This window comes from Amycolatopsis sp. NPDC051758 (genome assembly GCF_044453095.1).
Lineage (GTDB): Bacteria > Actinomycetota > Actinomycetes > Mycobacteriales > Pseudonocardiaceae > Amycolatopsis.
Genome location: NZ_JBITCJ010000017.1, coordinates 45,060 through 59,125 on the forward strand (window position 1 = coordinate 45,060; position 14,066 = coordinate 59,125).

The 14,066-nt window shown below is 70.9% G+C and carries 14 protein-coding genes; 7 read left to right on the top strand and 7 right to left on the bottom strand.

Annotation, left to right across the window (positions count from 1 at the left end; genetic code table 11):
• Positions 1–168 precede the first annotated feature (168 nt).
• Positions 169–2,205 (top strand): hypothetical protein, encoded by a 2,037-nt coding sequence (locus ACIA5G_RS48195; protein ID WP_395936239.1) that lies wholly within the window; start codon positions 169–171, stop codon positions 2,203–2,205.
• 1 nt (position 2,206) lies between these two features.
• Here ACIA5G_RS48195 and ACIA5G_RS48200 read toward each other — a convergent pair whose 3' ends face one another.
• Positions 2,207–3,601, bottom strand: coding sequence for a dihydrolipoyl dehydrogenase family protein (locus tag ACIA5G_RS48200; protein WP_395936241.1), 1,395 nt, complete (start codon positions 3,599–3,601; stop codon positions 2,207–2,209).
• 138 nt (positions 3,602–3,739) lie between these two features.
• Between ACIA5G_RS48200 and ACIA5G_RS48205 the strand changes: the two genes are divergently transcribed.
• Complete coding sequence (locus ACIA5G_RS48205; RefSeq protein ID WP_395936243.1) at positions 3,740–4,204, top strand: histone-like nucleoid-structuring protein Lsr2; 465 nt, start codon at positions 3,740–3,742, stop codon at positions 4,202–4,204.
• An 82-nt stretch (positions 4,205–4,286) separates the two neighbouring features.
• Here ACIA5G_RS48205 and ACIA5G_RS48210 read toward each other — a convergent pair whose 3' ends face one another.
• The 5 genes from ACIA5G_RS48210 to ACIA5G_RS48230 all read right to left on the bottom strand — a co-directional run bounded on the left by ACIA5G_RS48210 (position 4,287) and on the right by ACIA5G_RS48230 (position 8,597).
• Complete coding sequence (locus ACIA5G_RS48210) at positions 4,287–5,018, bottom strand: lipoate--protein ligase family protein (RefSeq protein ID WP_395936245.1); 732 nt, start codon at positions 5,016–5,018, stop codon at positions 4,287–4,289.
• Positions 5,015–6,403 (bottom strand): NAD(P)(+) transhydrogenase (Re/Si-specific) subunit beta, encoded by a 1,389-nt coding sequence (locus tag ACIA5G_RS48215; protein WP_395936247.1) that lies wholly within the window; start codon positions 6,401–6,403, stop codon positions 5,015–5,017. The genes ACIA5G_RS48210 and ACIA5G_RS48215 overlap by 4 nt, the downstream gene beginning before the upstream one ends.
• A complete protein-coding gene (locus tag ACIA5G_RS48220; RefSeq protein ID WP_284746529.1) occupies positions 6,400–6,711 on the bottom strand; it encodes an NAD(P) transhydrogenase subunit alpha in 312 nt (103 codons plus the stop codon). The genes ACIA5G_RS48215 and ACIA5G_RS48220 overlap by 4 nt, the downstream gene beginning before the upstream one ends.
• Positions 6,708–7,820: a Re/Si-specific NAD(P)(+) transhydrogenase subunit alpha gene (locus ACIA5G_RS48225; RefSeq protein WP_395936249.1), complete on the bottom strand. Its 1,113-nt coding sequence runs from the start codon at positions 7,818–7,820 to the stop codon at positions 6,708–6,710. Before ACIA5G_RS48225 ends, ACIA5G_RS48220 begins: the two co-directional genes overlap by 4 nt.
• A gap of 123 nt (positions 7,821–7,943) precedes the next feature.
• Positions 7,944–8,597 carry a TetR family transcriptional regulator gene (locus ACIA5G_RS48230; protein ID WP_395936251.1) on the bottom strand — a complete coding sequence of 218 codons (654 nt, stop codon included), beginning with the start codon at positions 8,595–8,597 and terminating at the stop codon, positions 7,944–7,946.
• 91 nt (positions 8,598–8,688) lie between these two features.
• On the opposite strand from ACIA5G_RS48230, the gene ACIA5G_RS48235 reads away from it, so the two are divergent.
• The 5 genes from ACIA5G_RS48235 to ACIA5G_RS48255 all read left to right on the top strand — a co-directional run bounded on the left by ACIA5G_RS48235 (position 8,689) and on the right by ACIA5G_RS48255 (position 13,388).
• Positions 8,689–9,759, top strand: a complete 1,071-nt coding sequence (locus ACIA5G_RS48235) for a ferredoxin reductase (protein ID WP_395936253.1) — start codon at positions 8,689–8,691, stop codon at positions 9,757–9,759.
• Positions 9,760–9,770: 11 nt separating this feature from the next.
• On the top strand, positions 9,771–10,880 hold the full coding sequence (locus tag ACIA5G_RS48240; RefSeq protein WP_395936255.1) for a fatty acid desaturase family protein: 1,110 nt from the start codon (positions 9,771–9,773) through the stop codon (positions 10,878–10,880).
• 7 nt (positions 10,881–10,887) lie between these two features.
• Positions 10,888–11,088, top strand: coding sequence for a hypothetical protein (locus tag ACIA5G_RS48245; RefSeq protein WP_285484913.1), 201 nt, complete (start codon positions 10,888–10,890; stop codon positions 11,086–11,088).
• A 332-nt stretch (positions 11,089–11,420) separates the two neighbouring features.
• Positions 11,421–12,734 (top strand): sensor histidine kinase, encoded by a 1,314-nt coding sequence (locus ACIA5G_RS48250; protein WP_395936257.1) that lies wholly within the window; start codon positions 11,421–11,423, stop codon positions 12,732–12,734.
• 9 nt (positions 12,735–12,743) lie between these two features.
• A complete protein-coding gene (locus tag ACIA5G_RS48255; RefSeq protein ID WP_395936259.1) occupies positions 12,744–13,388 on the top strand; it encodes a response regulator in 645 nt (214 codons plus the stop codon).
• Here ACIA5G_RS48255 and ACIA5G_RS48260 read toward each other — a convergent pair.
• Entirely contained in the window at positions 13,373–14,032 is a 660-nt protein-coding gene (locus ACIA5G_RS48260) for a TetR/AcrR family transcriptional regulator (RefSeq protein ID WP_395936261.1), read from the bottom strand. The two genes, ACIA5G_RS48255 and ACIA5G_RS48260, sit on opposite strands and share 16 nt — an antisense overlap.
• Positions 14,033–14,066: the final 34 nt, after the last annotated feature.

Consider the following 14,066-nt stretch of genomic DNA (forward strand, 5'->3'; position numbering starts at 1 on the left):
GTAGCACATTCTGCACCCCAACCGTGCTGTTTGGCCACATGAACACCACAAGTCACCCGCAGCACCACTTTCGGTGGGCTCACACCCGCACTGTCCCCGTGTCGCACCGTGGATACGGCCAGGCGCGCTAGCGTGATGACCCGGAACGAGGAGCAGGGAGGGGTTTCGGTGCGACTGGTGCGCCTGGAGCGGCAGCAGTCCCGGGTGGCCGACGACATCCGGGCGGCGCTGGCGTCCCTCGGCCGGGGCAGCACCGTGATCGGCGGGATCGCGCTGGTCGGGGTCGGCTCGGTGACCGAGCGCCCGATCGAAGCGGTGGTCCTGTTGCCACACGGGGTGATCATCGTGATCGGCGTCGACCTCCCCGACCCGGCGCTGCGGCTGGAAGCCCCGCTGGGAGCCTCGTGGAAGGCCGACGGCTGGCCGTTGATCGCCGACGACGACGCGGTCAACCCCGCCACCGAGGCGCTGGACCTGTCCCAGGCGTGCGAGCAGCGGATCGCTTCCCTGGTCCCGGGCACCGGCCCGGTGGGCACGATCGTCGCGGTAGGACCGTACGTGGAGACGGTCGACCAGCCGGCCAGTGATCTGGCGGGCCCGGTCCGCGTCCTGCACCCCACCCCGACCACGATGCTGGCGGCCACGGTGTCGTTGGCGACGGCGCACCGGCCCCGGTCGGTGGACCAGGTGCGGGCGTTGATCCGGGGGCTGGCTCCGGAGGCGCCGGAGCTTTCGGACGAGGTGCTGCTGGGAGAGGGATTCAGCCGGTTCAGTGACGATTCGCCGCCGGAGTCCCTTTGGGACAGTGGTGCGGCGGTTGCCGGTCGGGCTGGGGCTGGTGCGGGTTCGGCAGCTTCACCCGTCTGGGGATCAGCTGCACCGAGTTCATTGGCGCAAGCTTCGCCGGCGCAAGATGCAACCGAGCGAGAATCGGTCGGGCAGAGTTCAGCCTCACCCGCAGCCGATTCACCCGCGGCCGGTTCCGCCGCAGAGGGTTCACCTGCGCCAGGTTCAGCCAAGCCAGATTCACCCGCGGCGGATTCCACTGTGTCCGGTCTCACCGCCGCTGAATCCGCGGCAGCCGGTTCCGCTGCGGCCTCTTCTCCCTCTTCGACCGAAGCCGAGCCGGAGCCTGCCGCCGACCTGTCGTCCGCCGAGGCTGCTCCCGAACCTGAACTTCCCACCGCCGAACCCACTCCCCCGCAAGCGAGTTCCCCCACTACGAGCGCACCTTTCCCCGCCGGCTTGCCGGTGGCGGAGGCCGCACCAGAACTGGGCCTTCTTGCTTCGGACGCCGCGGAGGCGCCAAGCCCGCTCGCGGAATCCGAGCGCACCGAAACAATCCCGTCCCCCGCCAAGGACGAGGCCGAAACCCCCGCACAGCCGGCGTTCCCCGGCACCGAAAACACCACCCCACCACGATTCCCGGGCTCCCCTCGCACAGCCGCTCCGGAAACCGCCACCCCGGACCCCGAACGAACCGAAAACCTCCGCCTCCCCACCCCAACCGAGCGCACGAAGCCCGTCCAAGAACCCCAGCCGCCGTCCTTCCCCACGCCCAGGCCTCGACCCCAACCCGCACCCCGCCCCGCCACCCCGGCGTCGAGGACCGTCCGGTGGATCCCGCTCGGCGCCATCGGCCTGCTCGCGATCCTGGTCGTCGCCGCCATCGCCGTGGCCACCACCGGGGACGACACCGCTGCCGCGCCGGCCGGGCCGCCCGCTCCTGCGACCCCGCCGCCCGCCTCCTCGGGCACTGCCGCTCCCGTCGAGAGCCTCCAGTTCGCCCTGCGCGCCGCCGGGGGTGATCAGCGGTGTGCGTCGCACGCCTTCGGGGATGCGCAGGCCAGCCTGCAGCGCACCAGCTGCTCGGGCGTGCGGCGGGCGAGCTACGCCGCGACCGTCGACGGGCGGCCCGGGGCCGTGACCGTCGGGATCGTCGCCTTCCCCGACGCCGGCCAGGCCGCCGCCTTCAAGGCCGTCACCGACACGCCCGGCGGGGGCGGGATCCTCGACCTCGCCACCGAGACCGGCAAGTGGGGCGACACCCAGCCGCCGCGGTTCGAGAACGCCGCCTACGCCAGCAAGGTCGAGGGCACGTCGGTCCGGGTCGTGCAGGCCGTGTGGGCGCCGGGACCGTCCACTCCGGACGATCCCGGCCTCGCCCGGGCCGCCAAGGCCGCCCTGGACCTGCCCGCGCAGTGACTCAGAGCCCGTAGGCCTCGAGCAGCCGCAGCCACACCTCGCTGATCGTCGGGAACGACGGCACCGCGTGCCACAGCCGGTCCAGCGGCACCTCGCCGACGATCGCGATCGTCGCCGAGTGCACCAGCTCCGAGACGTCCTGGCCGACGAACGTCACGCCGAGCAGCACGTTCCGCTCGGTGTCGACGACCATCCGGGCCTTGCCGGTGTACCCGTCCGCGTGCAGCGACGAGCCCGCCACCGCGATGTCGATGTCGACCACGCGGTCGGCCGAACCGGGCCGCGCGTCCGCCAGGCCGACGGCCGCGACCTCCGGGTCGGTGAACACCACCTGCGGCACCGCGCTGTGGTCCGCGGTCGCGGTGAACTTGCTCCACGGCTCCGAAGACACCGGCTCACCCGCGGCCAGCGCGGCCACTGTGTCGCCGGCCGCGCGGGCGCCGTACTTGCCCTGGTGGGTCAGCGGGGCCCGGCCGGTGACGTCGCCGGCCGCGTACAGCCAGCCACCGTCCACTGCGGACGCCCGGCCGGTGTCGTCGACCTCCAGCGCGCGCCCGGGCTCCACACCGAAGGCCTCCAGGCCGAGCCCGGCGGTCGCGGGCCGGCGCCCGGTCGCCACCAGGAACTCGTCGACGACGATCGTCTCGCCGTCCTTCAGCGTCAGCTCGGTCCCGTCCGACCCCGCGGTGACCCGCTCGACCCCCGACTCCGTGTGCACGTACACGCCGGATTCGCGCAGCCCGTGCAGCACGAGGTCACCGGCGAACGCGGCGTTGCGCGGCAGCGGCCGCTCGCCGGTGATCACCAGGTGCACCTCCGAGCCGAGCGACGCGAACGCCTGCGCCATCTCGACGCCGACCACCCCGCCGCCCAGCACGCCGAGGCGGCCGGGCACCGACGAAGCCGACGTCGCCTCCCGCGAACCCCACGGCCGGATCGTGTCGAGGCCGGGGATCGACGGCTTGCTCGGCACGCTCCCGGTGCAGACGATCACCGCGTGCCGCGCGGTCAGCACGCGGTCACCGCCGACGGTCACCTCCCGCTCACCGGTGATCTCGCCGTGCCCGCGGATCGGCTCGATGCCGGCGCCGCGGGCCCAGTCGACCTGTCCCGAGTCGTCGCCCTTGCCGGTGAACCAGTCACGGCGGGCGAACACCGCGGCGGGGTCGATCCGGTCGCCGACCGGCACCCCCGGCACGCGTTTCGCCGCGGCGAGGAGATTTCCCGGCCGCAGCAACGCCTTGCTGGGGATGCAGGCCCAATAGGAGCATTCGCCGCCGAAGCGTTCGTGCTCGACGAGGGCGACCTTGAGGCCGCCGCGAGCCGCTCGTTCGGCGGCCACCTCCCCCACCGGGCCCGCGCCGATCACCACTACGTCAAAAGTCTGTCCGGACATGGGTTCAGCGCACACCACCGCGCCGGATCGCGCAAGCCAGCGGCTATCCTCGACAGCGAAGCTGCAAGCTATCGGCGGCACCGGGTGCCGTCGGCCCGGTGCGCGCGAACAACCACGTTCGAGCACGGGAGGTTTGTCGTGGCCAGAAACACGGCTGTGCGGGTGCTGGATGACCTGACCGGAGACCCCGCCGGGGAGACCGTCGGGTTTTCGCTGGACGGCATCGACTACGACATCGACCTCACTTTCGCCAACGCCGAGGCGTTGCGCGAGCTCCTGCAGCGTTACGCCGACGCCGGCCGGCGCACCGGCGGCCGCAAGAGCCGCCCGCGGCTCGTCCCGGGCGCGAAGAAGCCCAAGGCGAAGGCCGCCCCCAAGACGGCGAGGCCGGTCGCCGGCCGCCGCACGACGGCCACCACCAAGGCCGCGCCCGCCAAGGCCGCAGCGCCGAAGGCCACCGCAAAGGCCACTGTGAAGAAGACCGCCGCGAAGGCCGAGCCTGCGAAGACCACCCGCACCCGGAAGGCGGCGGAGCCGAAGAAGACCACCCGGGCGGCCGCCCGCAAGGTGCCCACCGTCACGTTCTCGGCGGCCGAGAAGTAAGTCCACAGTAGACAGAAGTGCCGTGAAGGGCACCTTCAGGGACATAGACGCCCTGAAGGTGCCCTTCACGGCGTCTACGGGGTCAAGCCGCGCGCTGGGAACCGTCCGCGTGCCAGGCCGGGTACCGGTAGCGGGTGTGCAGCAGCGTCCGCTGCCGGGCCAGCTCGGCCGCCGACGGCGGGCGCGGCACCAGCGTCCCGAGCAGGTGTGACGCCGCCGCCCGCACCGCCGCCTCGACCGCCGGGAAGCCGGGCCGCAGCCCGTGCTCGGCCAGCGACGCGACCGGGCTGCGGTGGGAGTCGAGCGGGCGCGGGTCCGGCGGCGCGCTCGTCAGGTAGCGGCCGACCAGCCCGGCGGACGTCTCGACCAGCAGCGTCGAGTGGGCCAGCAGCCCGGTCTTGGTGCGGAACACGGCAAAGCCGCACAGCTTGGCGTCGCCGACGAACAGCCCCCGGTCGCCGATCCGCGGCACCAGCCCCAGCTGGTCGACGGCGGCGCTCATCACCTGGCCGAGCGCTTCCAGCGGCCGGTCGGTGGGCCCCGGCAGGACCAGCGTGACGTTCAGGTTGCCCGGGTCGTGGAACACGGTGCCGCCGCCGCTGGCCCGCCGCAGCACCGGGACGCCGTCCCGCTCGCACGCCTCGACGTGCACCTCACGCGCGATCCGCTGCCCGCGGCCCACGACGACGCAAACCGGGTTGCGCCAGAGCCACACGACCGGTGACTCGGGCGCAACCCGGAGGAGCGCTTCGTCGAAAGCGAGGTTTTCGGCCGGATCGGTGAACGCCGCACGCACGTCCGACCCGGTTGTCATAACGCTTTGAGTTCCTCCACGATCTCGCCCACCGACGTCTTGGCGTCGCCGAAGAGCATGCTGGTCTTCGGATCGTAGAACAGGTCGTTGTCGATCCCGGCGAAGCCGGAGGCCATCCCGCGTTTCAAGACGATCACGGACCGGCTTTCGTTGACCTTGAGGATCGGCATCCCGTAGATCGGCGAGCTCGGGTCGGTCTGCGCGGCCGGGTTGGTGACGTCGTTCGCGCCGATCACCAGCGCGACGTCGGTCTGGGCGAACTCGGAGTTGATCTCGTCCATCTCCTTGAGCTGCTCGTACGGCACGTCGGCCTCGGCGAGCAGCACGTTCATGTGCCCCGGCATCCGGCCGGCCACCGGGTGGATGGCGTAGGCGACCGTGATGCCCTTCTTCTCCAGCAGCTTCGCCATCTCGCGGACGGTGTGCTGCGCCTGCGCCACGGCCATGCCGTACCCCGGCACCACGACCACCTTGCTGGCGTAGGCCATTTGGATCGCGGTGTCGGCTGCGCTCGTCGAGCGCACCGGGCGCTCTTCCTTCGTACCTCCGCCGGACGCAACCGCCGGGCCGCCGCCGAAGCCGCCCGCGACGATCGCCGGGATGGACCGGTTCATCGCCTTGGCCATCAGGTTGGTCAGGATCGAGCCGGACGCGCCGACGATCATGCCCGCCACGATCAGCGCCGTGTTGTCCAGCGCGAGGCCCATCGCCGCCGCCGACAGCCCGGTGAACGCGTTGAGCAGCGAAATCACCACCGGCATGTCCGCACCGCCGATCGGCAGCACGACCGTGAGGCCGAGGATGCCGGCCGCGACGAGCAGCCCGACGATCAGCAGCCACGAGTCGCCGCCGGCGATGATGAAGACCGCGCACGCGACCGCGATCAGCAGGAGCAGCGCGTTGACCGGCTGCTGCAGCTTGCCCATGGTGATCGGGCGGCCGCTGATCAGCTCCTGCAGCTTGCCGAACGCGACGTTCGAGCCCCAGAAGGAGATCGACCCGATGATCGCGGCGAACAGCGACGCGATCGCGATGTACGCCGGCTCGTGCGCGTAACCGTCGGTGGAGTTGAACTCGACCCACGCGATGAGCGCGACCGCGCCGCCGCCGACGCCGTTGAACAGCGCCACCATCTGCGGCATCGCGGTCATCTTGACCTTGCGTGCGGACGGCACGCCGACCACCGCGCCGATCGCGACGCCGAGGACGATCAGCAGCCAGTTGCCCATGCCCGGGGTGAGCAGGGTGGCGATCACCGCGATGCCCATGCCGACCGCGGCGATCCAGTTGCCGCGGACCGCGGTGCGCGGGCCGGTGAGGCCCATCAGGCCGTAGATGAAGAGGGCGAACGCGACGATGTAGAGGATCGCGACGAAGTCGGTCACTTGTCGTCCTCCTCACCGGGAGCGGGTTTCTTGGCCTTGAACATCGACAGCATCCGGTCGGTGACCAGGAAGCCACCGACGACGTTGATCGTGCCGAAGGCGATCGCGATCACCAGCAGGATCTTGTTGAACACACCGTCGACGCCGAGGCCGAGCACGACCAGGCCGCCCAGCAGCACGATGCCGTGGATGGCGTTGGTGCCGGACATCAGCGGGGTGTGCAGGGTGTTGGGCACCTTCGAAATGACGGCGAAGCCGACGAACCCGGCGAGCACGAGCACCGCCAGGTTCTGCACGAGTGGGCTCACGTCGCACTCCCTTCGCGCCCGGCCACACAGGCACCGGCGACGATCTCGTCTTCGAAGTTCAGCTCCAGCGCGCCTTCCTTCGTCACGAGCAGCTCCAGCAGCTCGGTGACGTTGCGCGCGTAGAGCTCGCTGGCGTGCGAAGGCATTTCGGCGGGCAGGTTCAGCGGGGACGAGATGGTGACGTCGTGCTCCACGACGTCCTCGCCCGGCTTGGTCAGCTCGCAGTTGCCGCCGGTTTCACCGGCGAGGTCGACGACGACCGACCCGGCCGGCATGCCCTTGACCGCGTCCGCGGTGACCAGTGTCGGCGCCTTGCGGCCCGGCACCAGCGCGGTGGTGATCACGACGTCGAACCTCGTGATGGCTTCGGTGAGCCGCCGCTGCTGTTCCTCGCGCTCCTCCGCCGTCAGCTCGCGGGCGTACCCGCCTTCGCCGACGGCCTCGATGCCGAGGTCCAGGAACTGGGCGCCCAGCGACTTGACCTGCTCGGCCACCTCGGGCCGCACGTCGTAGCCGGTGGTCTGCGCGCCGAGCCGTTTCGCGGTGGCCAGCGCCTGCAGGCCGGCCACACCGGCGCCGAGCACCAGCACCTTGGCCGGCGGCACGGTGCCCGCCGCGGTGGTGAGCATCGGGAAGAAGCGCGGAAGCTTCTGCGCCGCGAGCAGCACCGCGCGGTAACCGCCGATGCTGGCCTGCGAAGACAGCGCGTCCATCGCCTGGGCCCGGGAGATCCGCGGAACCGCCTCCATGGCGAACGCTTTGAGGCCCGCTTCGTCGAGCTTCGCGAGCCCCTCCGGGTTGCCGCGCGGGTCGAGGAAGCCGATGAGCACGGTGCCCCGGCTCAGCTTGGCAACCTCTTCCGGTGCGGGTGGGTTCACCTTGACGACGACGGACGCTCCCCAGGCGTCGCCGAGTTCGGCGCCCGCTTGGGTATACGCGTCGTCACTCAGGTGCGCACCGGCCCCGGCGCCCGGTTCGACGAGCACGCGCAGCCCGCGCTGCACGAGTCTCCCGACCAGTTTGGGCACCATGGCCACCCGGTGCTCCCCGGGGCGTGACTCGGCCACCACACCCACGGTGAGCTGCTGAACCTGTTCGCTGTCCGCCACACGACCTCCTCATCGGCGAGGCACGATCCGAGGGTTGTACCACGCCGGACCGACAGTCCCCAGTGACGTGAGTCGCAAGTCTCGGGGATGTGCCAGAAGATACGAGCGTCGTGCGGGAATTGTTCAGCTGGTTTTCCAGTGCGGCACGCCGAGCAGGACCAGACGCAGCCGTTTTTCCGCCGTTCCGGTGATTTTCGGGTCCTCACCTGGGCGGGCTTCCAGCAGTTCGACAATCGTCGTCAGCATTACGGAAACGATCAAGTCGGCCAGCATGTGCAGGTCTTCGGTGCTCCACGCGCGCAAGGGCGTGAACCGGGCGAGGTCGATCGCGAGGTCGCCGGAGAACATGCGCAGTTCGACGGCGATCGAGCGCGCGAGCGGGCCGCCGCCGTAGCGCTCACGGGTCAGGAACCGGAAATGGTCCTCGTTCGCCCGGACGAATTGGTGCACGGTGGCCACCGAGGCGCTGATCATGCCCTGGTAGGTGTCCGGATCGGCGCGTGCGGAGCGCATCATGCCGCGCAGCGTGCGGGTCGCTTCTTCGACGAGCGCTACGCCGAGCTCCTCCATCGAAGCGAAGTGCCGGTAGAACGCCGTCGGCACCAGACCGGCACCTTTGGCGACCTCGCGCAGGGAAAGGCTCGCGAACGGCCGGTCGGCGAGCAGCTCGAGCGCGGTGTCCAGCAACGCCTGGCGCGTGCGCAGCTTGCGCTCGTGGCGGCTCACCGGTTCTTCGGACACGGGGTCCAGCGTACGGATGTCCACTGCGTTGCTCACGTCACATCCTCCGCGTTCTGCGTTGACAGGTCGTCCACTCCTGCAGTGCACTGTTCAGTGTACAGTCGTTCACTGTAACCGAGGAGGTCCGATGACGGCGCTCATCCCCCGGCGGGTGCGCAGCCTCGCCTCGCTGGCCGAGGCGCTGCTGACGCCGCACGGGATGGACCGCTACCTGGAGCTCGTCGACCCCATGCTGGTCCGCCGCGAGATCCGCGGGCTGGTCACGGCGGTGCGCAAGCAGACGCCGGACAGCGTCACCCTGACCGTCCAGCCCAGCCGCGCGTGGCCCGGCTTCACCGCCGGCCAGTACGTCCGCCTGCAGGTGGAGATCGACGGCGTCCGGCGCACGCGCTGCTATTCGCCGTGCGGTTCGCAGTACGGCGGCGAGCTGGAGTTCACGGTCAAGGAGCAGGGCCTGGTCTCCGGGCACCTGAACCGCGCGGTCGGCGTCGGCTCGGTGGTCGGTCTGTCCACTCCGGACGGCACGTTCACGCTGCCGGCCACCCGGCCGGACCGGGTGCTGCTGATCGGCGGCGGCAGCGGGGTCACCCCCGTGCTCGCCATGGCGCGCACCCTGGTCGACGAGGGCCACACCGGCGAGATCGTGTTCCTGCAGTACTCGAACGGCCCGGCCGACGTGCTGTACCGCACCGAGCTGGCCGAGCTCGCTGCCCGCCACCCCGGGCTGCGGGTGGTGCACGCGTACACCCACGCGCGTTCCGGGGGTGACCTGCGCGGGTTCTTCTCGCCGGAGCACCTGGAGCGGGCCGTGCCGTGGCACCGCGACGCGGAGACGTTCGTCTGCGGCCCGAAGCCGCTGATGGACGCCGTCCGTGATCATTTGGGTGAACGCGTGCACACCGAAGAGTTCACGCCGCCCGCGTTGACCTTCGACACGGAGAACGCCGAAGGCCAGGTGCGCTTCAAGCGCAGCGGCCGCGAGTGCGCCAACTCCGGGAAGCCGTTGCTGGAGCAGGCCGAGGAAGCCGGGCTGTCGCCGGAGCACGGCTGCCGGATGGGCATCTGCTTCTCCTGCACGCAGCTCAAGACCGCCGGGCGCGTCCGCAACGCCAAGACGGGCGAGATCTCCGGCGAAGAAGACGAAGAAATCCAGCTCTGCATCTCCGTCCCGGTCGGGGACGTCGAGATCGACGCCTGAGGAGAACTGCCATGACCGGTCTGCAGGACCGCCTGACCCCGGAACAGGTCGAAGAGTTCGGCCGCGAGCTCGACGCGCTGCGGCAGCGGACCGTCGAGTCCCTGGGCCAGGAAGACGTCGACTACATCCACAGCATCATCAAGACCCAGCGCGGCCTCGAGGTCGCCGGCCGGGCGCTGCTGTTCGCCGGGTTCTTCCCGCCCGCGTGGCTCGCCGGTGTCGGCGCGCTGTCGGTGGCCAAGATCCTCGACAACATGGAGATCGGCCACAACGTCATGCACGGCCAGTACGACTGGACGCGCGACCCGGCGCTGAGCTCGCAGCGCTTCGAGTGGGACACGGTGGCGCCCGCCGAGAACTGGCGGCACTCGCACAACTACATCCACCACACGTACACGAACATCGTCGACAAGGACCGCGACGTCGGCTACGGCATCCTGCGGATGGACACCGCCCAGAAGTGGCACCCGTACTACCTGGGCAACCCGGTGTACGCGACGCTGCTCGCGCTGTTCTTCCAGTGGGGCGTGATGCTGCACGACCTCGAGATCGAGCGGGTGGTCAAGGGCGAGCGCAGCTGGGCCGAGAACGTGCCGGTGCTGAAGAAGATCGTCCGCAAGGCGGGGCGCCAGGTCGGCAAGGACTACGTGCTGTTCCCGCTGCTGACCGGGCCGCTGGCGCCGCTGACGTTCCTCGGCAACGCGACCGCGAACCTGACCCGCAACCTGTGGGCGTTCGCGATCATCTTCTGCGGCCACTTCCCCGCCGACGTCGAGAGCTTCAGCGAGGAGGAGACCGAGAACGAGTCACGCGGGCAGTGGTACCTGCGGCAGATTCTCGGCTCGGCGAACATCACCGGCAGCCCGCTGTTCCACATTATGAGCGGGAACCTGTCGCACCAGATCGAGCACCACCTGTTCCCGGACATCCCGGCGCGCCGCTACCCGGAGATCGCCGGCGAGGTGCGCGCGATCTGCGAGAAGTACGGCCTGCCGTACCACACCGGGCCGCTGCACAAGCAGCTCTGGTCCGTCGCGAAGAAGATCGTGAAGTTCGCTCTCCCGCGGACTTCGCCGTCGCCGACTACCGTGGAACCCGACCGGCAGCTCCGAGCAGCGTGAGGGTGACATGGTGGGCCAGTTCGAACGAGACAAGGACACCCTGCAGGTGATCACCGAATCGGCCGCGACACACGTCGGGAACATCGCTTCGATCATCACGGGCGCGATCCGCGACATCGCCCGCGAGACGGGTGACTGGCTCACCGACGTCATCGAGATGCGCGAAGCCGCGCAGAAGGCCCGGGACGACGACCCGGACAGCGTTTAGCCCGAGCGCCCCAAGGCGGCCTTCGTTGCGTTGAATCAGCACTGCGGCGCGAAGCGCCTCCGTTGAGGGTGGTGGCGGGGGCATGGATGGAGCACCGAAGGCCACCTTGGTTGCGTTGAATCAGCACTGCGGCGCGAAGCGCCTCCGTTGAGGGTGGTGGCGGGGGCATGGATGGAGCACCCAAGGCCGCCTTGGGTGCGTCTTACACACCGAAGGCCGCCTCGGGTGTGGACAACTGGGCCGCCGCCGGCTTTTCGGCGCCGGAACTGTCGGTGCCGCCCGGTAGCGTGGAAAACGGGGGCGCCCCCGAAGCGGGTCGTAGGGAAAACCGGGTGGGCGGGCCTGCCGATCCGGGCGAGACTGGCACCGTGACCAGCCTCGACGTCCCTCGCCCCCATCCGCTGCGGCGGGTGTTCGGGCCGCTGGCCGCGCGCGACTTCTGGGCCGAATACGCCTGGCTGTGGCTCTCCGGCCCGCTGACCCTGTTCTCGCTGACCAGCTTTCTCGTCCTGCTCGCGCTCGGCCTCTGGCTGACGCCCGTGCTGCTCGGGTTCCTGGTCCTCGCCGGCGCCATCCGCTACGCCCGCGGCCTCGGCGCCGCCCACCGCGGGCTCGCCCGGAAGCTGCTCGGGGTGAGCGTGCCCGCGCCGCGCCGTCCCGAGCTGAAGCCCGGGCTGTGGAGCTGGGTGAAGGCGCGCGTCGGCGATCCGGCGGGCTGGCGCACGGCCGGTTACCTGCTGCTGCGGCTGCCGCTGACCTTCGCCGGGTTGTTCACCATGGTCGTCGCGACGCTCTACGGCCTGGCCGCCACCACCTACTCGTTCTTCTGGTTCCCGCTCGGCGAGCAGCAGATGCCCGTCTTCGACATCTACGCCGCCAGCTGGCCGGGCGCGCTGGCCTGGTCGGCGTCGGGGCTGCTGGTGCTGGTGGCGCTGCCGTGGATCACGCACGCCTTCGCCGCCCTCGACCGGCTGCTCGTCGTGGGCCTGCTCGGCGAGCGTGTGCTGTCCGAGCGGGTCCGCGACCTGGAGGCGAGCCGCGCGACGGCGGTCGAGGACTCGGCGCTGCGGCTGCGGCGCATCGAGCGTGACCTGCACGACGGCGCGCAGGCCCAGCTCGTCGCGCTGGCGATGAAGCTCGGCCTGGCCAAGGACGAGCTGAACGCCGAAGACCTCGACGTCGCCCAGGTCAGGCAGCTGGTCACCGCCGCCCACACCAACGCGAAGCAGGCGCTGACCGAGCTGCGTGACCTCGCCCGCGGCATCCACCCGGCCGCCCTCGACGCGGGCCTCGACGTCGCCCTCGCCACGCTGGTCGCGACGTCCGGGATCGACGCGCAGGTCACGGTCGACCTGCGCCGCCGCCCGCCGCCGTCGCTGGAGACGATCGTCTACTTCAGCGCCGCCGAGCTGCTCACGAACGCCGCGAAGCACGGCCGTCCGGCGACGCTGGTCGAGGTCACCGAGGAGTACGACGTCCTGCGGCTGCTGGTGCGCGACGGCGGCCCGGGCGGCGCCCGGATCGTGCCCGGCGGCGGGCTGGCCGGGGTGGCCGAACGGCTGCGGACGGTCGACGGGCGGCTGACCGTGACGAGCCCGCCGGGTGGTCCGACCGAAGTGACCGCGTGGGTGCCCCTGCCCCGCTAGGGTCGCGGCATGCGGATCGTCATCGCGGAGGACTCCACCATCCTGCGCCACGGCCTCGTCGAGCTGCTCACTTTCCGCGGCCACGAAGTCGTCGCCGCGGTGAAGGACGCCGACGCGCTGCGGGCCGCCGTCGGGGACCACACCCCCGACGTGTCCATTGTGGACATCCGGATGCCGCCGACGCACACCGACGAAGGCCTGCGGGCGGCGATCGCGCTGCGCCGCGAGGTGCCGGGCTGCGCGATCCTGCTGTTTTCCCAGTACGTCGAGACGAAGTACGCGGCCCAGCTGCTGGCCGACCGCGCGGGTGGGGTCGGCTACCTGCTGAAGGACCGCGTCGCCGAGGTGTCGGACTTCCTCGACGCGCTGCGCCGGGTCGCCGACGGCGAAACCGTGCTGGACCCCGAAGTCGTCAGCCAGCTGTTTTCGGCGACGCGCCAGACGGACGCGCTCAGCGGGCTGACCCCGCGGGAACGCGAAGTGCTGGGCCTGATGGCGGAAGGCCGCTCGAACTCCGCGATCGCGGCGAATCTGTTCCTCTCGGCCGGTTCGGTCGAGAAGTACGTGACGTCGATCTTCGGCAAGCTCGGCCTGCCACCGTCCGAAGGGGACAATCGCCGGGTGCTGGCCGTGTTGCGCTACTTGGATTCCTGAGCCAGCAGCCCGTCGACGAAGGCCCGTAGCCCGCGGGCGTAGGTGTCCCGCGCGGCGAGCTCCGGCCAGCGCTCGCCGACCGCGGCCAGGCTGGGATAGCGAGCCGCGTCCAAGCGGGCGAAGACCGTGTCGCGGTACCGCGGCCGGTCTTCCTCCGCGCGCCGCCCGGCGCGGACGCGGATCAGGATCTCACCCACCGTGTAGTACCAGATGTTCCGGTACAGCTCGACCGCCTGCTCGGCACCGAGTCCGCAGTCCAGCGCGCCGCCGACCATGGTCTCGACCATCCACAGCGCCGACTCGCCGAGGAGGTCGTCGGCCGTCAGCACCTCCACGGCCTGCGGCCACGCGGCCAGCGAGTCGTGCATGACGGTGGCCGCGGTGATGATCCGCTCCCGCGGGTCCGCGGGCAGCTCGGGCCGCGGGAGCCGGTCGGCGTAGTGGTCCAGGAGCTGGATCAGCAGGTCGTCCTTGTCGCGGACGTGGTGGTACAGCGTCGTCGCGCCGACGCCGAGCTCGGCGGCCAGCCGGCGGACCGTCAACTTCTCCCAGCCGTCCCGGTCGAGGATCGCCCGCGCCGCTTCGAGGATCTGCGGGCGGGACGTCGACGGGGGCCGTCCGATGCGGCCGGAGGGGCGGGGCACGCCCCCATCATGCCCGCCTACTCGTTCGACAGCT

What these genes read in the sequence shown, in the direction of transcription:
- ACIA5G_RS48200 (WP_395936241.1), bottom strand. Translation starts at nt 3,601, where the DNA reads ATGTCCGGACAGACTTTTGACGTAGTGGTGATCGGCGCGGGCCCGGTG.
- ACIA5G_RS48210 (WP_395936245.1), bottom strand. Translation starts at nt 5,018, where the DNA reads ATGACAACCGGGTCGGACGTGCGTGCGGCGTTCACCGATCCGGCCGAA.
- ACIA5G_RS48235 (WP_395936253.1), top strand. Translation starts at nt 8,689, where the DNA reads ATGACGGCGCTCATCCCCCGGCGGGTGCGCAGCCTCGCCTCGCTGGCC.
- ACIA5G_RS48240 (WP_395936255.1), top strand. Translation starts at nt 9,771, where the DNA reads ATGACCGGTCTGCAGGACCGCCTGACCCCGGAACAGGTCGAAGAGTTC.
- ACIA5G_RS48245 (WP_285484913.1), top strand. Translation starts at nt 10,888, where the DNA reads ATGGTGGGCCAGTTCGAACGAGACAAGGACACCCTGCAGGTGATCACC.
- ACIA5G_RS48255 (WP_395936259.1), top strand. Translation starts at nt 12,744, where the DNA reads ATGCGGATCGTCATCGCGGAGGACTCCACCATCCTGCGCCACGGCCTC.